General features: G+C 69.3%; 16 protein-coding genes and 1 other RNA gene. 4 read left to right on the top strand and 13 right to left on the bottom strand.

Annotation, left to right across the window (positions count from 1 at the left end):
* Positions 1 to 20 precede the first annotated feature (20 nt).
* The 4 genes from KY661_RS34350 to ssrS all read right to left on the bottom strand — a co-directional run bounded on the left by KY661_RS34350 (position 21) and on the right by ssrS (position 3392).
* A complete protein-coding gene (locus KY661_RS34350; protein WP_225414206.1) occupies positions 21 to 1088 on the bottom strand; it encodes an EndoU domain-containing protein in 1068 nt (355 codons plus the stop codon).
* Between the two features lie 86 nt (positions 1089 to 1174).
* Positions 1175 to 2437 (bottom strand): tyrosine--tRNA ligase, encoded by a 1263-nt coding sequence (tyrS, locus tag KY661_RS34345; RefSeq protein ID WP_225414205.1) that lies wholly within the window; start codon positions 2435 to 2437, stop codon positions 1175 to 1177.
* Between the two features lie 114 nt (positions 2438 to 2551).
* Complete coding sequence (locus KY661_RS34340) at positions 2552 to 3175, bottom strand: 5-formyltetrahydrofolate cyclo-ligase (RefSeq protein ID WP_075010806.1); 624 nt, start codon at positions 3173 to 3175, stop codon at positions 2552 to 2554.
* A gap of 20 nt (positions 3176 to 3195) precedes the next feature.
* Positions 3196 to 3392, bottom strand: a non-coding RNA gene (gene ssrS / locus KY661_RS37930) — 6S RNA.
* A gap of 167 nt (positions 3393 to 3559) precedes the next feature.
* Between ssrS and KY661_RS34335 the strand changes: the two genes are divergently transcribed.
* Together KY661_RS34335 and KY661_RS34330 are read left to right on the top strand one after the other, a co-directional pair.
* Positions 3560 to 4492 (top strand): tetratricopeptide repeat protein, encoded by a 933-nt coding sequence (locus tag KY661_RS34335; RefSeq protein ID WP_225414204.1) that lies wholly within the window; start codon positions 3560 to 3562, stop codon positions 4490 to 4492.
* Positions 4489 to 5424 carry a serine/threonine-protein kinase gene (locus tag KY661_RS34330; RefSeq protein WP_225414203.1) on the top strand — a complete coding sequence of 312 codons (936 nt, stop codon included), beginning with the start codon at positions 4489 to 4491 and terminating at the stop codon, positions 5422 to 5424. The genes KY661_RS34335 and KY661_RS34330 overlap by 4 nt, the downstream gene beginning before the upstream one ends.
* 15 nt (positions 5425 to 5439) lie before the next feature.
* Here the strand turns inward: KY661_RS34330 and KY661_RS34325 are convergent, their stop codons facing one another.
* From KY661_RS34325 to KY661_RS34295, 7 genes are all read right to left on the bottom strand, one after another.
* Positions 5440 to 6597 (bottom strand): cysteine desulfurase family protein, encoded by a 1158-nt coding sequence (locus KY661_RS34325; protein ID WP_225414202.1) that lies wholly within the window; start codon positions 6595 to 6597, stop codon positions 5440 to 5442.
* Entirely contained in the window at positions 6594 to 7709 is a 1116-nt protein-coding gene (locus tag KY661_RS34320; RefSeq protein WP_225414201.1) for a DHH family phosphoesterase, read from the bottom strand. Before KY661_RS34320 ends, KY661_RS34325 begins: the two co-directional genes overlap by 4 nt.
* Before the next feature lie 12 nt (positions 7710 to 7721).
* On the bottom strand, positions 7722 to 8555 hold the full coding sequence (locus KY661_RS34315) for a deoxyribonuclease IV (RefSeq protein ID WP_075010801.1): 834 nt from the start codon (positions 8553 to 8555) through the stop codon (positions 7722 to 7724).
* Between the two features lie 9 nt (positions 8556 to 8564).
* Positions 8565 to 9398, bottom strand: a complete 834-nt coding sequence (locus tag KY661_RS34310; protein ID WP_075010800.1) for a Fic family protein — start codon at positions 9396 to 9398, stop codon at positions 8565 to 8567.
* Positions 9399 to 9520: 122 nt separating this feature from the next.
* Complete coding sequence (locus KY661_RS34305) at positions 9521 to 10855, bottom strand: AAA family ATPase (RefSeq protein WP_225414200.1); 1335 nt, start codon at positions 10853 to 10855, stop codon at positions 9521 to 9523.
* 52 nt (positions 10856 to 10907) lie between these two features.
* The gene (locus KY661_RS34300) at positions 10908 to 11855 is read right to left on the bottom strand and encodes a branched-chain amino acid transaminase (RefSeq protein ID WP_225414199.1); all 948 of its coding nucleotides are present in this window, start codon (positions 11853 to 11855) and stop codon (positions 10908 to 10910) included.
* A gap of 84 nt (positions 11856 to 11939) precedes the next feature.
* Positions 11940 to 12881 carry an AAA family ATPase gene (locus tag KY661_RS34295; protein WP_225414198.1) on the bottom strand — a complete coding sequence of 314 codons (942 nt, stop codon included), beginning with the start codon at positions 12879 to 12881 and terminating at the stop codon, positions 11940 to 11942.
* 205 nt (positions 12882 to 13086) lie between these two features.
* On the opposite strand from KY661_RS34295, the gene KY661_RS34290 reads away from it, so the two are divergent.
* Positions 13087 to 13299 (top strand): hypothetical protein, encoded by a 213-nt coding sequence (locus KY661_RS34290; protein WP_225414197.1) that lies wholly within the window; start codon positions 13087 to 13089, stop codon positions 13297 to 13299.
* A gap of 60 nt (positions 13300 to 13359) precedes the next feature.
* On the opposite strand, the gene KY661_RS34285 is transcribed toward KY661_RS34290, so the two are convergent.
* The gene (locus KY661_RS34285; protein ID WP_225414196.1) at positions 13360 to 17652 is read right to left on the bottom strand and encodes a response regulator; all 4293 of its coding nucleotides are present in this window, start codon (positions 17650 to 17652) and stop codon (positions 13360 to 13362) included.
* Between the two features lie 108 nt (positions 17653 to 17760).
* On the bottom strand, positions 17761 to 20076 hold the full coding sequence (locus tag KY661_RS34280; protein WP_450097586.1) for a glycosyltransferase: 2316 nt from the start codon (positions 20074 to 20076) through the stop codon (positions 17761 to 17763).
* Positions 20077 to 20299: 223 nt separating this feature from the next.
* Here KY661_RS34280 and KY661_RS34275 point away from each other — a divergent pair, with 223 nt between their 5' ends.
* Positions 20300 to 22033 carry a DUF4912 domain-containing protein gene (locus tag KY661_RS34275; RefSeq protein ID WP_225414194.1) on the top strand — a complete coding sequence of 578 codons (1734 nt, stop codon included), beginning with the start codon at positions 20300 to 20302 and terminating at the stop codon, positions 22031 to 22033.
* Position 22034: the final 1 nt, after the last annotated feature.

The following is a 22034-nucleotide window of genomic DNA, read 5'->3' as shown; positions in this document are numbered from 1 at the left end:
CCATCGGTGTTGAGCGGGGTTTAGCGGGAGGCCTGCGGCTGGGCGCAGGTGGGGCTTTCGCTGGTGGGATAGAGCGAGGAGATGCCGTAGGTGCCGTTGCGTGTGCCGCAGCGGATCTTCCAGGTGGCGCCGTCCAGCTCGGGCACCGCGTAGACGCCGCCCTCGGTCTTGGCCCCATCGCGTGCGCAGCAGTTCGCGAAGGCCTGCGCGCCAATGGCCGCGATGCTCAGCGCGCCTTGCGAGCGGGAGAACCCGCCCAGCTTCTTCTCCCCACAGGACCAGGGCGCCACGCCGCGGAACTGGATGAGGTAGTTGTCGCCCTTCAACGCCTCCTCACCGCGGGCGGGGCCGGTGAAGCAGATCTTCCCCTCGGCCTCGAGCTGCGCGTAGCGAGGCAGGAAGTGGAGCCCGCCGATGAGCCCCCGCGTCCAGTCATCTCCACAGAAGACATAGGTGAAGGCGTTGCGCGGGCCGGTGCCCGTCCAGAGGCCCGTGAGCCACGCGAGGTTGGCCTGCCGGGCCTCGGCGCCCTCCAACGTCCGGCCCGCCGCGGCCAGCGCCTGCTGGATCGCCTTGGCCTCATAGTGCTTGGCGAAGAACTGCTGAATGGCCTCCGCGCTCACCGAGCCATCGGGCCGCGAGGGGCACAGGGCGAGCACCTCCCGGTCCACCTCCGACACGGCGGGAGGCTCCGGGAAGAGGCGGGCCTGCTCACACGTCGCCGCGCAGCCGGAGGCCTCGGGGGCCGCCGTGGAGAGAACGCCCAGCTCTGGGGTCTTGTCCGCCTCGGCGAGCGCGACCGCGCCGGGCGCCGCGGCGACCGCGGTCTCCTCGGCCGCATCGCAGAGCACCCAACCCTCGGCCGTGGCGCCGCGCAGCTTGCACCACTTGCGCCCGGGCCCGCCCTTCTTGAGCAGGGGGTAGGAGGTGTCCGGCTCGACCGTGAAGAGGGCCTGGGCCGACTCCGGCTCGGCCACCGCCTCCACGCGGACCGAGGTGATGAAGGCTCCGGGCCCCCCGGCCAGGACGGCGGAGGGGAGAGACACCAGCAGCAGGACGAAGAAGCGGGGCATGGCGCTCGGCAGCATACCTGGGACATCCCTTGCCCCTCACCTGTCCGGGGGGCTTGCCAGCTTGGACCGCTCGCCTGCTGGCTTATTCATCCCACCCCCGGTCAGCTCAGCTTGAGCCGGGCCGCCTTCAGCTTGCCCACCTGGACGAGGTATTCGCCGGCCCCCAGCTCCGCCTTCGGATCCGTCACCTTCTCGCCCGCGATGCGCACCCCGCCCTGGGCCATCAGCTTGCGGGCCTCGGTGGCGGAGGCCACGAGCTTCGTCTCCGGAAGAACCTTGGTCACCAGCACCTTGGTGGCCCCCTCCAGGGAGACCTCCACGAGCGGGAGGCTGTCGGTGTCCAGCTGCTTGTTCTTGAAGCGCGCCTCGAAGTCCTCCGCGGCGCGGCGGCCCGCCTCATCGCCCTGGAACCGGGAGGCGATCTCCTGCGCGAACGCCACCTTCGCGGCCTTCGGGTGGGACTGGCCCGACTCCACGGAGGCCTTCAGCGCCTGGATCTCCTTGAGCGACCGGGACGAGAGCAGCTCGTAGTAGCGCCACATCAGGTCGTCCGTGATGCTCATCAGCTTGCCGAAGATCTGCTCCGCCGGCTCGTCGATGCCCACGTAGTTGTCCAGGCTCTTGGACATCTTGTCGCCGGTGATCTTCCCGTCCACCAGCTTCGCGTCCAGACCCTCCAGGATGGGGCCGGTCATGATGACCTGAGGCTCCAGCCCCTGGTCCTTCATGAGCTGGCGGCCCACGAGCAGGTTGAAGAGCTGGTCTGTCGCGCCCAGCTCCACATCCGCCTTCAGCTCCACCGAGTCGTAGCCCTGCAGCAGCGGGTACAGGAACTCGTGCAGCGCGATGGAGCGGTTGTCGCGGAAGCGCTTCTTGAAGTCGTCCCGCTCCAGCATGCGCTGGACGGAGTAGGCCGAGGCCAGGCGGATCATCCCCTCGGTGCCCAGGGCGTTGATCCACTCGGAGTTGAAGCGCACCACCGTGCGCTGTGCGTCCAGCACCTTGAAGACCTGCTGCTTGTACGTCTCCGCGTTCGCCTTGACTTCGTCGCGCGACAGGGGAGGACGCGTGGAGTTCTTGCCGGACGGGTCTCCAATCAGCGCCGTGAAGTCGCCGATGAGGAACACCACCGTGTGGCCGAACTCCTGGAAGCGCCGCATGCGCGTGAGCAGCAGCGAGTGCCCCAGGTGAAGGTCCGGCCGCGTCGGGTCGAAGCCCACCTTGATGGTGAGCGGCTTGCCCTCGCGGTACGAGCGCTCGAGCTTCTTCTTGAGCTCCTCGGGCACCTGGATGTCCACGGTGCCACGGGTCACTTCCTCGAACTGCTCTTCTGGGGTCGCCTTGCGCAGCAGATCCTGGGTCATCGCGCGCGGGACCTTAGCCGAAACGGCCCCCGCAACGAGACCCTTCTCTTCCGGAGGGAGGAGGGGACGTGGCCGGAAGCCCCGCCATCCCTCCTCCTCGTGTCCCTGACTGCGCTACGTGTCCAGGAAGTCCCAGTCGCGGTAGAGCCCGCGCAGCGACTCGCTCTCGGTGACGATGAGGTCCATGTCCACATCGTCGCCGTTCACGGGCAGCCACGAGACGACCTGGTCATTGAAGCCCAGGCCCACCCGGCGGCTGCGCGCGGAAGCCGCCCGGAGCGTGGCGTCATAGTAGCCACCGCCCCGGCCGAGCCGCTTGCCATCCCGGGTGAACCCCAGGCCCGGAACCACGAACAAGTCGATCTGGTCCACTGGAATCAGATCCGAGGAGTTGGTGGGCTCGCGCACCCCCAACCGTCCCGGTTCCAGCTCGCTTTCCGACTTGATGGCCCGGAAGGAGAGAATGCGCCCATGCACGTGGGACAGCGGGTAGCAGACGATCTTCTCGTCTTGCAACGCCGCGATCAGAATGTCCCGCGTCGGCACCTCTCCTCGGATCGGCGCGTACAACGCCACCGTCCTGGCCTTTTGATAGTACGGCGATGCCAGGAACCGAGACTGCACCTTCAACCCACGCCCGTCGATGAGGTCTGGCGTCATCGCCTTGCGCCGTGCCGTCAACTCCTCGCGCAAGGACTGCTTCTTCGCCGCCTCTTCTGCCGCCACCGTCTCGCTCACCGCCTGCCGCTCCGCAGAAAAAGTCCCCCGCCGTATGGCCGTGTGCCCAGCGTCCATTGAACCCTCTAGAAGCCAGGTGGGGTCCGAAGTCATGGCTCCGTAGGCTTCCCTCATCCCCCGTGAGGAGGGAGGGCTTGCTCATGGAACCCGAAACGGCCCCCGTGATGGACGTATCGGTTCGAATTTCTGCTGGGCATCACGCGCCCCGCAGGGGACAGTCTTGGTACAACCCTGGAAATAGGTCTCTTAAGCCCTCGAAATTGCTGGAGTTTCCTCGAAAGGTCCGAACAAATGATAAGGACGGCACCCGGCCAGGTCAAGGTGTCCCGCGTCCGTTTACAACGCTGTTTCGCCCCCCCTATGATGCCCCGGTCCGCCCTCTCCATGGCCCCCGTGTCTTCTATAACCGGCCTCGCCGTGGCCTTCTTGTTGCTGGTGCCTGGGCTGGCCGCGGCCGCCCCCTTGGCCTCGGGCCTCTTCCGGGCAGACCCCTATGGCCAGTTCGAGCTGGTGGCCGAGGGGGAGCACGTCTCGGGGGTGCAGACGCAGAGTGGTGGCACCTGCTCCCAGGTGGGCAAGGGCCCCGTGCTGGAGGGCACCTTCCAGGACCGGGTGCTCGTGGGGTGGCTCAAGGTCTGTCAGACGGGCAACGGATGTGCGCCCGAGCAGGCCTACCCCATCCTGGCCTTCTATAATGAGCAGGACCAGACCCTGGTGGCCCACGTGCGGCTGCGCAGCGGGTGCGAGTCGCCCGTGCTCAAGGACAAGCGCTTCATCCTTCAAGCCATTCCCCCGGAGCGGGGGGCCCTGGGAGGGGCCGGCTCGACGCTCGCCGCCGAGCTGGCAGGCAAGCGAGGCTCCCCGAAGTTCGAGCAGGCCCGGGCCGAGCGGGAGAAGGGGGAGCGGCTCTACCTGAACAAGCAATATAAGGAGGCGGCCGAGGCCTTCCGGCGCAGCGTGGAGAGCGAGCCGAGCTGGCCTGCGTACCTGGGGCTGGGCTCCAGCCAGTTCAAGCAGGGGCAGATGCCCGCGGCGCTCAAGTCCCTGGAGCGGGCGCTCCAGCTTCAGCCGAAGAACCCGGATGTCCTCTACATGCTGGGCTGTGTCCACGCCCAGATGGGCAACAAGAAGCGGGCGCTGGGCCTGCTGCGGCAGACGGTCGACCTGGGCTACGCGCTGCACACCGTCATCGAGGGGGATCCCGACCTGCTCTCGCAGCTGGGCGGGGACCGGGAGTTCCAGGAGCTGGTGAAGCGGTCGAGTGAGAAGGCCGCGTCCTCCCGCACAACGTCTGGCCCCGGAACGCCCAACCCGTGACTCCTCCCGCCACGCCCCGCCCGGCCCAGGTGTTCGGCAACTTCGAGCTGCTCGCGCAGCTCGGCAAGGGGGGCATGGCCGAGGTGTACCGGGCGAAGGTGCTCTCCGGCCGCTACGAGGGGTGGCAGGTGGCCCTCAAGCGGCTGCTCCCGTCGCTCGTGAAGGATCCCGCCTCGGTCGAGCTCTTCATCCGCGAGGCGGACCTGTCCACGCAGCTGGACCACCCCAACATCGTCAAGGTGCTGGATGTGGGGATCGCCGAGAACACCTATTACATCGTGATGGAGCTGGTGGACGGCAGGGACCTGGGCCAGGTGCTGCGCCGCTGCAAGCACCGGGGCATTCCCCTGCCGGTGGACTTCGCGGTGTACCTGGGCAAGGTGCTGCTGGATGCGCTCGCGTACGCGCACACCGCCACCGGCCCCCGGGGGGATGCGCTGGGCATCGTCCACTGTGATGTCTCCCCGTCCAACCTGTTCATCTCCCGGGTGGGGGAGATCAAGCTGGGGGACTTCGGCGTGGCCCGGGTGTTCGTCGACGGCTCCCGCGATGGCGAGGAAGTCCTCGGCAAGCCCTATTACCTGTCGCCCGAGTCGCTGCAGGGCCACGTCACGCCGGAGGCGGACCTGTGGGCCGCCACCGTGGTGCTCTACGAGCTGCTGACCCTGGAGCGCCCCTTCACGGGCAACACCCCCGAAGAGGTCTTCTTCAACATCCGCCACCGGCGCTACCGGCCCCTGCACACGCTGCGGCCCGAGATTCCCGAGTCCCTGGAGGAGGTCATCTCCCGGGGGTTCGCCGAGCGCGCCGAGGACCGCTTCCCCACGGCGGAGGCGTACGCGCAGGCCCTCACGCCCCACTATGACGAGCGCGTGGGCACGCCCCTGGCCATCGCCGCGCTCGTCCGCGGCCTGTTCGGCACCAGCGACTGAGGCCCTCCGGGAAGGTCAGGCCAGGTCCCGGGCGGCGATGTCGCGCGCCCGGGGCACGTGCGTTTCGAGCGCCTTCACGACCCGCTGCACGTCCTCCTGGGTGGTGCCCGGGCCCAGGGAGAAGCGCAGGCTGCCGTGGGCCTGCGCGGGCGTGAGCCCCATGGCGAGCAGGACGTGGGAAGGGGAGAGGGTCCCCGACGCACAGGCCGAGCCCGAGGAGGCGCAGATGCCCTCCAGGTCCAGCGCGATGAGCAGGGCCTCGCCGTCCGCGCCGTGGAAGAACAGGTTGCTGGTGTTGGGCACGCGCGGCGCGCCGCCGCCGTTGATGGTGACGCCGGGCAGGCGGGCCTGGACTTCGCGCTCGAAGAAGTCCCTCAGCGCGCCGACCTGGGCGCTGGAAGCCTCCTGCCGGGCCTGGGACAGCTCCAGCGCCAGGGCCAGGGCCTCCGCGTAGGGCACGTTCTGCGTGCCGCCCCGGTGGCTTCCTTCCTGGTGCCCGGGAACGAGCGCCTGAAGGTCCACGTCCTTGCGCACCACCAGCACCCCTGCGCCGACGGGGCCGCCGAACTTGTGGGCGGAGAGCGCGAGCAGGTCCGCGTCCACCTCGCGCAGGCTCACCGGGAGCTTGCCCGCGGCCTGGACCGCGTCCGTGTGGAAGACGATGCCGCGCTGGCGGCAGGCGAGGGCGGCCTCCCGCACGGGCTGCACCACGCCCGTCTCGTTGTTGGCCCACATCAAGGAGCACAGCGCCGTCTGGGGCGTGAGTGCCTCCAGCAGCGCCCCGGCCGGGACACGGCCGTCCGCGCCCGGCCGCAGCCGCACCACCTCCGCGCCCTGCTTCTCCAGCTGCGTCAGCGCGGCGAGCACCGCCGGGTGCTCGATGGCGGAGGTGACGATGCGGCGGCGCAGCGGCTCCTTCCGCGACACGAAGGCGCCCTTGAGCGCCAGCGCGTCCGCCTCCGAGCCCGAGCCCGTGAAGCAGACCTCCTTGGGCTCGCACCCCAGCACCTTCGCCACCCGGGCCCGCGCGCCATCCAGCCGCCGCCGGGCGTCGCGGCCCGCCTGGTGAATGCTGGAGGCGTTGCCGGAGCCCCCCTCCAGGAAGGCCCGGGCGAGCGCCTGGGACACCTCGGGGAGCAGCGGCGTGGCCGCGTTGTGGTCCCAGTAGATCAAGCGTCCTGGGCGGCCAGCAGCGACACGGGCCGCTGCTCGGCGACACCGAAGGCCTTGAGGAACCGGTTCACCAGCTCGCGCTTGAGCGCCTTGCGCTGGCTCGCCTTGCCCGACAGGGGCAGGCGCGCGCCCGCCATGCTGCCGTGGCCTCCCGAGGAGCCGCCGAAGCTCTCACAGGCCTCGCGGATGAGCCGCCCCGCGTTCATGCGCCGGTCCTTCACCCGCAGGGAGACGAAGAGCTGGTTGCGGAAGGTGCCGTACGCCAGCGACCACTTCATGCCGTCCAGGAACATCATCCGCTCGGCGATCTCGGCCACCATGTCCGGGGAGTAGACTTCCTCCAGGTCCGTGATGATGGCGGTGCCGTACACCTTCGCCCGCTCGATGGAGGTGTGGAAGAGCTGGAAGTACCGCGCCGGCAGCTCGGGGTGTTCGATCTGCCCCAGCAGGTGCTTGTCGCAGCGCGGGAAGAGCCACAGGTAGCTGTCGATGTCCGTCTGGGTCGTCTCGCGGCCCAAATCCCGCGTGTCCGCCTTGATTCCGTAGAAGAGCGCGGTGGCCACGTCCACCGAGGGCTCCAGGCGGGCCGCGCGCAGGTACTCCACCAGCATCGTCGCGGTGGCGCCGAAGTCGCCGCCCACGTCCGCGAAGGGCGCCTGCAGGCTCTCGTCCCGGAGCGGGTGGTGGTCAATCACCACGTCCGCGCGCAGCCGGGCGGGCAGCGAGTGGTTGCCCACGGGCGGCTGCGTGTCCACCAGGCCAAAGAAGTCGTAGGCGTCGAAGTCGAGCTGCGAGACGTGCGAGACGGGCAGCCGCAGCACCCGCACGAAGGCCACGTTCTCCGCGCGGCCGATGATGCCCCCGTAGCCGACGCGGGCCTCCATGCCTGCCCGGCGCTCCAGGATGTGGGCGAGCGTGACGGCGGCCGCCAGCGAGTCGGGGTCCGGGTTGTCGTGGGTGAGGATGAGGGCCTTCTTCTTCCCTCGGGCCACTTTCAGCAGCCGTTCCAGCTTGTCCCGGGCGGGCAGGTGGGCGAGCCGTGGGGGCAGGGGGTCTTCCGGCTCTGCTGTGACCGCGGTTCGGCGGGGGTGGACGGACGGTGTCGCAGGCATGGGTTCTCTTCTTTACTGCCTTCGGCGGAGGGATTCGAGAAGCCGGATGGCTTCCGGGTACCGTTCCGGGAAGGGGGTCTCCAAGACCCCAATGGTGTTGACGAACCGGGAATCATTCACGAGGCAGCGGAAAGCCGTCCGCCCGATCGTTCCCTTGCCCACCTCTTCGTGCCGGTCGACCCGGCACCCCAGCGGCTTCTTGCTGTCGTTGAGGTGGAAGCAGCGGACGCGGTCCAGGCCGACGGCGGCATCGCACTCGGCCATCACTGTGTCGTAACCCTCCTCGGAGGACAGATCATACCCTGCGGCGAACAGGTGGCAGGTGTCCAGGCAGATGCCCAGGCGGTCCTCCCGCGCCACGCGCGAGAGAATCTCCGTGAGGTGCCAGAAGCGCCAGCCGAGGCAGTGGCCCTGGCCGGCGGTGATTTCCAGGCACACGCGGGAGCGGAAGCGGGGGGTGCGCCGGTGGACTTCGTCCAGCCCCTCGGCCACCAGCGCCAGGCCGCGCTTCTCGTCCGGGTGGGTGCCCGGGTGGATGACGAGGCAGGAGATGCCCAGCTGCTCGCAGCGCGTCAGCTCCTCCGTCACGCACGCGATGGACTTTTCGCGGAGCACGGGGTCCTCCGTGCCCAGGTTCACCAGGTAGCTGCCGTGGGCGATGGCGGGCAGCCCGCTGCGGCGGGCCTCGGCGCGGAAGGCGCGGCGCTCCTCCTGCGTGAGCGGGGGGGCGTTCCAGCCGCGCGCGTTCTTCGTGAAAATCTGGAGGCTGCGCGCGCCGTGTTCCTCGGCCCGCGCGAACGCCTGGCTCACGCCTCCTGCGATGGACTCGTGAGCGCCGAGGAGCACGGGGCGGGCCTAGTTGATGGCCTTGTACCGGCGGTTGAGGTCCTTGAAGTACTTGATGCCGTTGTCGAGCGAGTTCTCGATGGCATCCATCAGCAGCGTGCGGAAGCCGGCCACGTTGCCGCGGAACGACTCGTAGTACTTCTGCCGGTCGATGGAGTGGATGATGACCGGCATGTAGTTGTTGCGCAGCATCAAGAGGTTCGTGCACATCCGGCCCACCTTCCCGCTGTGCTCGGTGAAGGGGAAGATCTGCAGGAACATGTGCTGCACCGTGGCCGCCTGCTTGATGGGGTGGAACTCCCGGAACTCGGCGCTCGCGGTGTAGTCCACCAGCTTCTCCAGCGCGGGCTGGATCTTCGCGGGCTGGGCGATGTCGTGGAAGTACGTGCGGTGCAGCGGCATGTCCTTGCGCAGGCCCGCCCGCTCGCGCTCCTTGGACAGCTCCTTCTCGGTGCGCTCCCGCCGCTCGGTCGCCGCGCGCGCCGCCATCGCCTCGGGCGTGTTGCCGATGAGCAGGTCGTGCATGCGCTTGATCTGAGTGAGGGTGATCTGAGCGGTCTTCTTGCTCGTGGCGGCCTCCTCGCGGATGTAGTCGCACACGGCCTTGTGGTTGCGCACCTCCAGCACCACCGGCATCAGCGAGGCCTCGGCGGCCACCTTTCCGGGGAACAGCGCCGCGAGCAGCTCCTGCTGCGTGTACACGACGCCTTCGAGCGCCGCGTCGTGGTAGATCCACGACATCTCGAACTTCTCGAGAAAGTCGCGGGACTTGTCCTTGAAGATGTCGAGGTAGTCGCGCAGCGTCTCGTTCTTCTCATCGATCTCTTGGTAGCGTTCCTTCACGGACCTGCGGCTCCTTCGTGCCCGCTTCCCGTCACGTCAGCTGGACCGAGCGGTCGACCGGGAATTGAAACCAGAGGCTGATTCTAGAAATTCCGCGTGGTTAGGACAAATAAAAGGCGATTTCAGAGATCGACCAGGAAAACTTCACACGCCTGGTCGAGCAAATCCTTCGAAAGTGCGGGGGGGATTTGCCGGTATCTCGCGGCGTCCTTGATCAAGGACACCAGGTCCCTGGGGTGGCAGGCACGCATCTGCATGTTGCGCGGCTTGTAGTAGGCCTCGATGAGGTAGGTGACGGCCTGGTCCACGTAGGGGATGCCCACGGCCTCGCACACCCGCTGGAAGATGTCCCGGAAGGTCTCCTCGTCCGGGTTCTTCACCTCGATTTTGTACTTGATGCGGCGCAGGAACGCCTCGTCCACCAGCTCCTTGGGGTCCAGGTTGGTGGAGAAGACGAGCAGCTGCTCGAAGGGAATCTCGAACTTCTTGCCCGTGTGCAGGGTGAGGAAGTCGATGCGCTTCTCCAGCGGGACGATCCACCGGTTGAGCAGGTCCGTGGGGTGGACCTTCTGCCGGCCGAAGTCGTCGATGAGGAGCATGCCGCCGTTGGCCTTCACCTGGAAGGGCGCCTCGTAGAAGCGCGCCGTCTCCGAGTAGATGAGGTCCAACGTCTCCAGCGTCAGCTCGCCGCCCACCACCACCGCCGGGCGGCGGCACAGCTGCCAGCGGTGGTCCATCTCGAAGGTCTGCCGCCTGCCCGCGCCATCCCGGCCCACCTCCAGCGGGACGGGGGAGTGGTTGAGGCTGTCGAAGACCTTGATGATCTGGTTGTCGATCTCCAGGCAGTAGGGGACGAAGGCCTCGCCGCCGAACATGCGGGAGATGGCCTCGGCGAGGCTCGTCTTGCCGTTGCCCGGGGGCCCGTAGAGAAACAGCGAGCGGCTGGAGTTGACCGCGGGGCCCAGCTTGTCGAGCAGCTCCTCGGTGACGGTGAGGTGGGAGAGCCCCATCAGCAGGTCCTCCCGGCTGACGACGGGGTTCTCCTCGGTCTGGCTGGTGATGAGCGCGTTGTACTGCTCGATGGGGACCGGGGCGGGCCCCACATAGGTGGTGCGCGTGAGCGCGTCGCGCGCGTACTCGCGCCCCTTCTCGGTGAGGACGAACTCCACCGAGGCGCGGCCGAAGCCCTTGCCACCCCGCAGGTCCACGAGCTTCTCGGTGGCCACGAAGTCCACCACGCGCTCGATGACGCCGGGCCAGGGCAGGCACAGCTCCTCGGCGATGGCCATGCCGGTGCCAGTGCCGGAGTAGTAGAGGAACTTCAGGGCGATGTCGGACAGCAGCCCCATCTTCAAGCCGGTCTCCTCCAGAGACTTCGGCTCGGGAGGAGCAATGTCGAGAATCGAGGGATTCTCGAGGTTGAAGGGGTTGTCGTCCGAGTGGCCAGCCGGAGGCATGGTGGGGTGTTTTAGCCCAACCCGGGGCCCGCCGGCAGGCCGGTGATGCGGGTCAGATGTAGGTCAACCAGTCGGCGTAGCGGGGTTCCTGGCCGCGGACGACCCGGAAGTAGGTGTCCTGGACGAACTGGACGAGGGGGCCGGGCTTGCCGTCACCCACCATGCGGTTGTCCACCTCGCGCACCGGCGTAATCTCCGCGGCCGTGCCGGTGAAGAAGATCTCGTTGCAGATGTAGAGCGCATCGCGCGTGAAGGTGACTTCCTCCACCGTGCGGCCGCTGTCGCGGATGAGCTTGAGCACCGTGTCGCGGGTGATGCCGTCGAGGATGGGCGAGGAGAGGGGCGGGGTCTTGATGATGCCCTTCTTGTTCACCATGAAGATGTTCTCGCCGGAGGCCTCGGCCACGAAGCCGCTGATGTCCAGCAGGATCGCCTCGTCATAGCCCCCGAGCACCGCCTCGCGCTTGGCGAGGATGGAGTTGACGTACTGGCCGGAGATCTTGCCGCGCACCATGTTCACGTTCACGTGCATGCGGGTGAAGGAGCTGACCTTGGCGCGGATGCCCTCGCGGATGCCCTTCTCGCCCAGGTATGCGCCCCAGTCCCAAGCGGTGACGACGACGCGGGTGGGGTTGACCGCGCCCAGGCCCATGGCGCCATCGCCCATGAAGGCGATGGGGCGCAGGTAGGCACCGTTGGCGAACAGGTCCTTCTGCTTGCGCAGCAGCTCCACGCACGCCTCCATGATCTCATCGATCGTGAAGGGCATCTGCAGCATGCAGATGTGCGCCGAATCCATCAGCCGCTGGATGTGCTCGCGCAGGCGGAACACGGCCAGGCGCCCGTCGTGCGTGCGGTAGGCGCGGATGCCCTCGAAGACGCCCAGGCCGTAATGCAGCGCGTGCGTCATCACGTGCATGTGGCCCTCGTCCCATTTCACGAATTTGCCGTCGATCCAGATTTGATCCGCGCGCAGGACGGAGGAGGACGTAGAACTCATCAAGCGATCCTTGGGTAGGAGAGGGCCGTCTGGCCTTGTTTCACATGCCATCCGGCCCGTCAAAGCCGGAATGTGTGCCGCGCTTCAGGCCTGGGCAATCTGCGACAGGTGGGCCTTGGCCTTCTCGATATCGCCCTCGTACTTGAGGACGAGGTTGAGCGTGGAGACCACCACATCCGCGCTGAGCGCCTCGGCGTTCAGCAGCGCCAGGCTCTGGGCCCAGTCCAGCGTCTCGCTGATCGACGGGGCCTTCTTCAGGTCCAGCGTGCGCAGGGCCGCCACCGCCTCCACCACCTGCTCGGCGAGCGCCTGGGCCACCTCGGGCAGCCGGGCCCGGACGATGCGCAGCTCGCGCTCCCGGTCCGGGAAGTCGATGTGCAGGTGCAGGCACCGGCGCTTGAGCGCATCCGACAGCTCGCGCGCGTTGTTGGAGGTGAGGATGACGCGCGGAATGTGCTTGGCCCGGAAGGTGCCCAGCTCCGGAATCGTCACCGCGTTGTCCGAGAGCACCTCCAGGAGGAACGCCTCGAACTCCGGATCCGCCTTGTCGATTTCATCCACCAGCAGCAGGGCGGGGCGCTCGGACAGCAGCGCCTGGAGCACCGGCCGCGGCAGCAGGAAGCGCTCGGAGAAGAAGACCGCGTCGCTGGAGGCCAGCCGGTCCGCTGCCTCCGCCAGCGTGGCGGTGCCCGCCACCGTCTCGCCGATCTTGTCCTTCAACAGCTGCGTGTAGAGCAGCTGCTTGGCGTACTCCCACTCGTAGAGCGCCTTGGCCTCGTCCAGCCCCTCGTAGCACTGGAGCCGGAGGAACCCGCGGCCCAGCGCCTGGGCGAGCGCCTTGGACAGCTCCGTCTTGCCCACCCCCGCGGGGCCCTCGACGAGGATGGGCTTGCCCATCCGGTCCGCGAGAAAACAGGCGGTGGCGATCTCGGGGGAGGTCAGGTACCCCACTTGCTCCAGGGAGGCTGCCGCGTCCTCCACGCTGGAGAAGAAGCGGACCGGGGAGGGCGTCGAGGGAGGGCTCACGGCAGGGGGCTCACGGTGGAGAATTTATCCAAGGGGGGGAGGGGCACTGTGGCAAAAATGCCAGGGTTTTGAAGGGCCCTTCGTGGGGCCTTCACCGCACCTCACCTACAACCCCTTGGAACGACTCACGGAAATTTTTTGCGCAACGTGGGCACGAAGCGTGCATCCAAACGGGCGTATTCCGGCTTTTCCGAGGTGCGGTGTCATGTGGGTGTGGCTGCGGATGGTGTTGGCGGTGGTGGTGGCGCTCCTGCCGGGCGGGTTTCCCCTGCTGCTCGCCTATGTGACGAGCCGGACCCTGTGGTCGCGGTGGCGGATGGCCCAGGAGCAGGCGCAGGGCCGCGAGGTGACCCTGCGGGACGTGGTGGCCACGCTGCACTTCAAGGATCTGGTGCGCGAGGCCCGCGCCGCCCTGTAGTCCGACCGCCGTCGAGCGCGCCCCCCTTGAGAAGGGCGCGCTCCGGGGTTCCCACTCCCCTTACGACTTGTCCAGATCGTCCACGATGGACGACCAGTCTTCGTCCTCGCTCTTCATCGAGGCCAGCGGCACCATGACGGTGCGGTCCCCCGAGCCGAAGTCCTCCGGCAGGCCGTCCGTCTCCGGAGCCGTGGCCGCCGCGGGCTTCTTGGCGGCCGGGGCTCCGGCAGGGCGGGCCGCGGGGGCCGCGGCCTTGGCAGCCGGACGGGCCGGGGCGGCGGCGGCGGCGCCATCGTCCTCGGCGGGCTTTGCCCCCGGCTTGGCGGCGGCAGGAGCCCCCGCGGGCGCAGGGGACTTGCTCTTGTAGCGGGCCAGCTCCAGCTCGGCGACCTTGAGCGCCTTGCTCTTCTCCTGCACGGACTGCTGCAGGCGGGCGACTTCCTGGGTCTTGATGGCGTCGCGGCGCTCCAGCTCCGCCTTCTGCTTGGCGTTGAGGTCCTCGAGCTCCTTGAGCTGCTTGGCCTCGAGCTCCTTGCGCTCGCGCTGCAGGGTGGCGAGCTTGGCGGACGCCTCGTTGGCCTTGGCCTCGGCGGCGGTGGCCTTGGTGGTGAGCTCTTTCTCCAGGCGGGCCTTGGTGCTGACGGAGTTCTCCACCGCCAGCTCCAGCTCCTGGATCTTCCGGGCGCGGGTGGTGAGCTGCGTCTGCGCCTCCTTGAGCTTGGTGTCCGCCTCGGCGGCGCGCTGCTGGCCCTCCTGGGTGAGCTGGGCGACGCGGGCCTCGGCGGCGGCGAGCTTCCGGGCGAGCTCGTCCGTGGCCCGCTTGGCCTCGGCGCGCTCGTTGGCCTGCGCCTGGTTCTGCTGCTGGAGCCGGCCCTCGGACTGCTGCAGCTGGCCGGCCAGGGTGTCACGCTCGGAGGTGAGCTTCGTCTGGGCGTTGCCCGCCTGGCGCAGCTGCTCGGCGCTCTCCTTGCGGACCCCGTCCAGCTCGCCGCTGAGCTGGGCCACCTGCTGCTGGAGCGCGTCCGCCTGGCGCTTGGCCTCGGCGGTCTGCTGCTCCAGCTTGGCGTCGAGCTGTTTGAGCTGCTCGGTCTTGGCCGTCACCTCGCGGGTGAGAACCTCGGTCTGGCGCTGCTTCTCCTGGGTGACGGAGGACAGCTTGCGCAGCGTGTCCGACAGCTCCTGGCTCTTGCCGGTGAGGTCGTTCTGCAGCATCTCCTCGCGGCGCTGCGACTCCTCGGTGAGCGTGTGCAGCCGCGTCTCGAGGTCGTGCCGCGCGTCCTCGGAGTGCGCGAGCTGGGAGGTGAGCTGCGTCACCTCGGCCACGCGCGTGCCGAGCTCCTGCTTCGTGTGGGCGAGGTGGGACTCCAGCTCCTGGCCGTGGTCCTTCGCGTCGGCGAGCTGCGACTCCAGGTCCGCCTGCACCTGGGCCGCGCGCTTCTGGGTGGCCTCGTGTGCCGTCTGCTCGTCGTCGAGCGTGTCCCGCGTCTGGGCGAGCTGATCCTGGGTGGAGGACAGCGTCTCCTGGGTGGTGCTGAGCTGCTGGCTCAGCCCCTCCCGCTCGGAGGTGAGCGCCTGGATCTGCGCCGTGGTCTCCTCGGCGAGCTTCTGGTGCGCGGAGCGCTCGGCCTCGTAGTTGCCCTGCGTCTCGGACAGCTCGGCGCGCAGCTGGCCAATCTGGCCGGTGAGGTCCTCCTCCAGGGCTGCCTTGGCCTGCTCGGTGGCGCTGAGCACGCCGCTGAGCCGGTCGATCTCCCCGCGCGCCGTCTTCAGCTCGCCATCGCGGGCGAAGAGTGACTGGGAGGTGAGGGCCAGCTCGTTGCGCGTGTACTCCAGCGTGGAGCGGGTGTCGTCCAGCTCGACGGACAGCTCGTCCCGGACGGTGGTGGTCTGCGCCAGCTCCGCGAGCGTCTGCTGCAGGGTGGCCTGGGTCTCCGTGAGCGTCTGGGAGGTGGCCTCCAGCTCGCCGCGCGTGCTGGAGAGGGTCTCCTCCGTGGAGGCCAGGGTGGTCTGCGTCTCGGAGAGCGTCTGAGAGGTGGCCTCCAGCTCGCCGCGCGTGGTGGAAAGCGTCTCCTCCGTGGTGGCCAGCGTGGCCTGGGTCTTCGCCAGCGTCTCGGAGGTGGCCTCCAGCTCGCCGCGCGTGCTGGTGAGGGTCTCCTCGGTCCGGGCCAGGGTGGCCTGGGTCTCCGTGAGCGTCTGGGAGGTGGCCTCCAGCTCGCCGCGCGTGCTGGAGAGGGTCTCCTCCGTGGAGGCCAGGGTGGTCTGCGTCTCGGAGAGCGTCTGGGAGGTGGCCTCCAGCTCGCCGCGGGTGGAAGAGAGCGTCTCCTCGGTCCGGGTGAGGGTGGTCTGCGTCTCGGAGAGCGTCTGGGAGGTGGCCTCCAGCTCGCCGCGGGTGGCGGAGAGCGTCTCCTCCGTGGTGGCCAGGGTGGCCTGGGTCTCCGTGAGCGTCTGGGAGGTGGCCTCCAGGTTGCCCGTCAGGTCCGCGATCTTCGCGTCGCGGTCGGAGACGTCCGTCTGCAGCCCTTCGATGGTGGTGTCGCGCTGGGCGACCGTCTCGTCCAGGGAGACGATGCGCGCCTGGAGCTGCTCGCCGGTGCGCTGCGAGGCCTCGAGCTGGCCCGTGAGGTCCGCTTCCAGCGCGTTCTTGGCCTGAGTCAGGGCCTCCAACTCGCCGGTCAGCTCGGCTTCGCGGTCGGCCAGGTGGGCCTTGAGCGCTTCGACTTCGCCCTCCAGCTCACCGATGCGCTCCAGGTGCTGCTGGATGGTGGAGTTGAGCTCCGCCTCGTGGTGCTCGTTGCGGGCGATGGTGTCGGCCAGCTCGCGCTCGAGCGTGGCGAGCTTCGCGTCGCGCTCGTTGAGCTGCTGGGTGAGCTCTTCTTCCTGCGCGTCCTTGTCGAGCTTGAGCTGATCCCGTTCCCCGGTGGTGCGGGCGATGTCGGCTTCCAGCTCGGAGATCTGCTGGTTGAGCCGGGCCTCCAGCGCGGCGCGCTCGGCCTTGAGCCGTTCGATCTCCGCGTCGGACTGGGCGCCATGGTCCTCGGCGGACAGGGCGCGCTGCTCCAGGGCGCGCACGGTGGTGTCGCGCTCCTGCTCGGTCTGCTGCAGCCGCTCCTGGAGCGCCTGGATTTCACCTTCCAGCTCGGCGTAGCGCTGGTCGCGCTCGCTGACGGTCTGGGCGAGGGTGCTGTCCAGCTCCTCGCCGCGCTTGCGCAGCTGGGCGATGTCCGCCTCGTGGCCGCGGAGGGTCTCGTCGAGCTTCTGCTCGCGGACCTCGAACTCCAGCGTGGCCACCCCGTACTGCTTCTCCAGCTTGTCGTACTCGGCGCGCGCGGTGTCCAGCTCCGTGGCGCGGCGCGACAGCTCCTCGTCGCGGTTGTTGACCTCGCGCTTGAGGACGTTGATGTCCTTTTCCTTGGACGCGACGACCTCGATGAGGTCCTTCTCGGCCGAGAACTTCTGCAGGAGCAGGTCATCCACGGTGGCGCCGTGCTCACGCTCCTTCTGGAGCATGGCCGACTGCGCCTCGTTGAAGCGGCGCAGCAGGTCGTCCACCTGCATCTTCAGGCCCTGCAGCTCCACGTCCTTCTCGTGGAGGCGGTCCTCGACGGAGACCAGCTCGCGCTCGCGCACGCTCCAGATCTCCGACAGGCGCGCCAGCTGCGCCTCGCGCACCTTCAGCTCGTCGCGCAGGACCTGGATCTTGCCCTCGGGCGTGCCCATCAGCTCGCGCTTGGGCGGGGTGCGCTTGAGCTGGCGGGACTCGGCGAGCAGCTCCGCCTTGCGGTCCGCGATGGACTGGAAGGCCCGGTCCAGGAAGCCCCGGTCCTCGTCCGTGATGGCGCTGCGGCGCTCGCGCTTGGGCAGCTTGGGAGGCGCCCCGGCCGGCGGGGACTTCAGGGGCGGAGGCATGGGCGGAGGGGCCTCGCGCGAGCCGTTGCCGGACAGCGCGGAGTCCAGCGAGGCATCCTCGGAGTCCTCCGTGCCGGGCGGCATGATGTCGGAGCTGAGCGAGGCCAGCTCTCCCATCTCGAAGGGGATGATGAGGTAGCCGTCCGCGGCGCCCGGCGTCTGGCGGTGCTGGTTGAGCCCGTCCTGGCCGGTGTCGGAGGACAGCAGCAACACCTTCAGATTCTGGCCCCACTTCCCCTTTTTGATCTGGCCACAGAGGGTGAAGCCGGACTGATCCGGGAGCTCGGCGCGGAGCACCACGAGATCCGGCCGGCGTTTCTCCATCTCCCGCTGGGCTTCCGCCGCGGTGGTGGCCATGGCCGTTTGGTAACCCGCGCTCTTGAGCACGGTGGCCATGCTGAGGGCAAAGTCATTCTGGCTTTCGATGATGAGGACCCGACGCTCCATGAAGTCCTTCGATTCGCGACGGATCGCGAAGAGTGCAGTGAAAACCGGGACAGCCTACCTAGCGTTGGCAACGCAGGGAAGTTTCCGCGGCGTGCTCGGTTGGCTGGTTCACGAGGACTTGCCCCGCGCGGCCCCCTGAAAGCGGGGGGCGGGCGGCTCCCGGGACGGATCTGTTGGCTCCTCATCACGTCCGGGGAAGGTGGTGGGCGGGGTGTGCCGGGCGAACTGCGCGCCTTCTGGGGGGCAGTAGCCGTGGGCCAACTGGGCAAACCAGGGATCCAGCGCCGAGACGGGGGGCTCCGGAGCGGGCGGCTCGGCAGGAGGGGCGGGCTCCCCGGCCAGGGCGGGGCTGCCCGGGGTGGAGACCTCCAGCATGTCGTCCGCGACGGCGATGGGGGCCTCCTCCTTGGGATCCACCCCTTCGGCGAGTTCGACTCCCTCCACCACCTCGGGCGTCTCCTGGATCTCCTCGTTGCTGATCTCCTCGGGCTCCTCGGTCCGGGCGGCCGCCGGGACCGGCTGCGCCTCGGCTTCGGGAATCTCCTGGGCCTCGTCGTCCGAGATCTCCTCGGCCTCCCCCTCCGGAAGTGCCTCGGCCTTGGGGGGCGGCTCCGCTGGGGGCTGCTTCGGGGGGATGGCGGGCCAGCTCCCTGACATCCGCGCGCCGCGGGGGGGCAGGGCGGGAGGGGTGGACGGGGGCCGGGCCTTGTCGGAGGAGGCGTCCGGTACCGGCAGGGGCTCGGCGCCCGGCTTCGCCTCCCGCGCCCCGACGGAGGGCAGGGAGGTGGAGGGCCGCAGCGGCGGGGGCTCCGCCCGGAAGGTTCCCGACGGACGGTTCCGCTCCAGCGTCTTGATGGGGACGATGGGGGTGGGCGGCTCCTGAGCCGCGACGGTGGGCACCGAACGGGAGGGCAGCGCCGGGGGCTCCTCCTTGCGGAGGGAGGAGGAAGAGGGGCGAAGGGGCGGGGGCGTCGCGGGCAGCCCTTCGCGCGTGGGGGACTTCCGCTCCTCGGCGGCCTTGTCCCGCAGGGGCAGCCCCATCACCACCGGCGGCGGCTCATTGGGCCGCACGTCGGGCTCGGTCTTGATCAGGCGGGTATCGAGGCCCTCCTCCAGCACCTGGCCCCGGACGAGGGGCAGCTCCTCGCGCCCCGAGCCCTTCTTCCAGGGGATGGGCGGGAGCGTGGGGGGCTTGCTGGGCTCGGCGGGGGCCTCCGCGGCCGTGGGCTTGGCCCCGGCGGGCGCGGGCTTGGTCTCGGGGGGGCCCATCAGGGCCAGACGCCCCGTGGGGGTGCCCACCATCGTGGGCAGGGGTTCATCCACCGGGGCGGACACGGACAGCGGGGCCTGGCCGAGCAGATCATCATAGATGTCCAGAAGCTGCCCTCGGATGAGGCCCGCGTCGAACTCTTGCTCGGCGAACTCGCGCGCCCGCCGTCCCAGCTCCACCCGGCGTGGAACGTCCTGCGCCAGCTCGAGGATGCGCTCGGCCAGCTCCCGGGCATTGCCCGGGGCGTGGAAGACCGCCGCATCCCCGGGGATCAGCTCGCGCGTCACCGGGAGATCCGAGGTGATGACCGGCCGGCCCGCGGCGAAGTACTCGGAGACCTTGGCCAGGGGGCCGCCCTGGAGGCGGTTGCGGTCCACGTCATCCAGAGGCAGCACGCCCACGTCCGCGAGCGCCAGCACCTTGGCCACATCGTCGTGCAGGACCGGGGGCTGGAACTCCACGTGCTCGTGGATCCCCAGCTCCTTGGCCAGGTCCTCCAGATGGGGCTGCCAGTCGGGGTGGCGCGCGCCCACCAGCGTCAGCCGCACCTGGGCCTGCTGCTCCACCGCCAGGGCCATGGCCCGCAGGAGCACGGGCAGCCCCTGCCACCCGGCCTGGCTGCCCAGGTACATGAGCCGCATGGGGGTGCCATCCGGCTTGCCGAGCACCTCCGGCCGGTAGGGGGCCAAGTCCACCGGCGCGCGCAGGACCCGGGTCTGCTCCGTGCTGGCGCCCAGGGACTGGATGTAGGCGCGGGTGGTTTGCGAGCCGGTGATGACCCGGTCGGCGTTCATCAGGCAGAAGAGCTCCTGGCGGCGGACCTTGGCCAGGAAGCGCTTGTCGCCCTCGGTCTGAGGGTGGGTGTAGGGCAGCTCCTGGGAGGAGAAGGTCTGCGCCTCATAGATGAGGCGGTAGCCGTAGTCCCCCTTCCGCTCGCACAGGGCGTAGCCACCGAACGGATCCATGAAGTGGGCGAGGGTGTACTCCTCGCTCTCGAGCTGGCGCCGCACGGCGCGCTCGAAGGCCTGGATGCGCGAGGCGAGATCGCCCGAGCCCACCGGTACGCGCAGCAGGCGCGCGCCCTGGTACTTCTCGATGTGGGAGTGGTCCGGCGTCTTGGCGGAGAGGACCACGACCGAGAAGCGATCCGGCAACGCCTTGAGGTACTCGGTCAATCGGCGCGACGAGCCCGACGGTCCGGGGATGACGTCGAAGCTGCACAGCAGGAGTCTGGGCAGGTCGCTCAAGCGAGCTCAGGATACTCGGTCCTTTTCCAAGGTGTCATCGGCCGTGACGGGGAAGGGCGGTCGTGCGACGAACAGAAAAAAACACAGCCACGTTGACCCCTTGTGGACGGCGGCCTAAGCCCGGGGGCCTATGGACGACTTCAAGCGCGTCACCGTGAAGCACCTGCGGGAGCTGGCCCGGAGGTACCTGGGCCGCGGCTACAGCAAGCTCACCAAGAACGAGCTTCTCGTGGCCCTGGCTGGTCGCGTCCCCGGCCTGAAGACCCTGGCCCGCCTCTCCCGGAACAAGCTGGAGGCGTGGTTTCCCAGCAAGCGCTCGCAAGCCCCTTTGCCCCCTCGGGAACCGGCCCGCCCCATGCCGCCCCGGCCTGCGCCCGAGAAGGCGCCCGAGCGGGCGGCCAGGACGCCCACCCCCGCGCCCCTCCCGGACGGGGCCCACAAGCCTGCCCAGGTGGTGAACTTTCCGCGCAGGGTGAAATCTCTCCGGACGGTGGAAGAGGAAGCCGGGGGGATGGAAGGCGGCGAGGCCCCGCATGCCGCGGAGCCAGTCGGCGAGGGCTTCTTCGTGGCGAGGGTGCAGGGGGAGGCCGAGGCACGCCGCCACCACCTCACCGAGGAGCAGGCCCCTCACGCAATGGGGGGGAACCTGGGGTACGAGGAGAACCTGGGGGAGCTGCCGGTGGACTATGGGGATGATCTCGCCGTGGTGCTGGCGAGGGATCCGTCCACGCTCTTCGTGACCTGGAACTTCAGTGCCATCACCCGGAGCCGGGTGCTCGAAGGGCTGGATCAGCCCCGGGCCATCCTGCGCGTCTTCGACGGCGACAAGCTGGTGCGCGAGGAGGAGTTCGCGCTCGAATCCCGCAGCTTCTACCTCTATGGGCTGCCGCCCGGGCATTCCTTCCGGGTGGAGGTGCACTTCGTCGGCCGGGATGGCCGCTCGCGCCGGCTGTCCCAGGGCAGCCCGCGCATTGCACTGCCGCCGGAGGGCCCCTCGCCGGACACCTCGGTGCGCTTCATGCACATGCCGCCGCCGCCCCAGCACCCCGTGCTGGGCAGTGCCACCGGTCCGCTCCGGCCCACGGCCGCGGAGGGGGCTTCCTCCGGGGAGCGCGAGTACATCACCTGGCGCCGCGTGCCGCTGCCCGGCAGCCAGGAGGCGGCGCTCGTCCCCGAGGTGCGGCGGGAGCGCGTTCCCGCCGGGGCGCCCGCGCCGGGGGAGGCTTCCTCTGGGCCCTACGCCGGACCCTATCTGGACGTGTCCCGGCCGCCCCTCGGCTCGTCCGAGCAGAACCTGGAGCTGGCCCGGTACCTGGAGGGCTCTCGCCCCACGGGCTCCTCCGAGCAGCCCCTGAAGCAGGCCCCGCAGCAGGCGGTTCCCCCTCCACCGGCAGGGGCCCCTGGGCAGAGCACGGAGCTGGCCCGGTACCTGGAGGGCTTCCGCCCCACGGGCTCCTCCGAGCAGCCCCTGGAGCGGGCCTGGTCCCTGGAGACCGCTCGTCCCAAGGCGTCCTTCGGGCAGAGCCAGGAGCTGGCCCAATACCTGGAGTCCTTCCGGCCGGTAGGCTCCTCCGAGCAGCGCCAGGAGCTGGCCCGGTACCTGGCCTCCTTCCGGTCGGTGGGTTCCTCCGAGCAGAACCTGGAGCTGGCGCAGTACCTGGAGTCCTTGCGTCCGGCGGGCTCCTCCGAGCAGAACCTGGACTTCTCGCGGCACCCGGACGGGGCTGCCGCGCAGCGGGCGGATCTCGAGAAGTACCTGGCGGCGTTCTCCCGCCGCCACGAGGGCTCCTCCGAGCATCTTTCGGGGGGCGCCGCGCCGGGCAGCAGTGACTGGAGGCCGTCCCAGTCGGGGCGGGGGAGATAGG

The sequence above is a fragment of the Allostigmatella hybrida genome (assembly GCF_020103775.1).
Taxonomy (GTDB): domain Bacteria; phylum Myxococcota; class Myxococcia; order Myxococcales; family Myxococcaceae; genus Hyalangium; species Hyalangium aurantiaca.
This window is presented reverse-complemented; position numbering and strand designations above follow the sequence as displayed.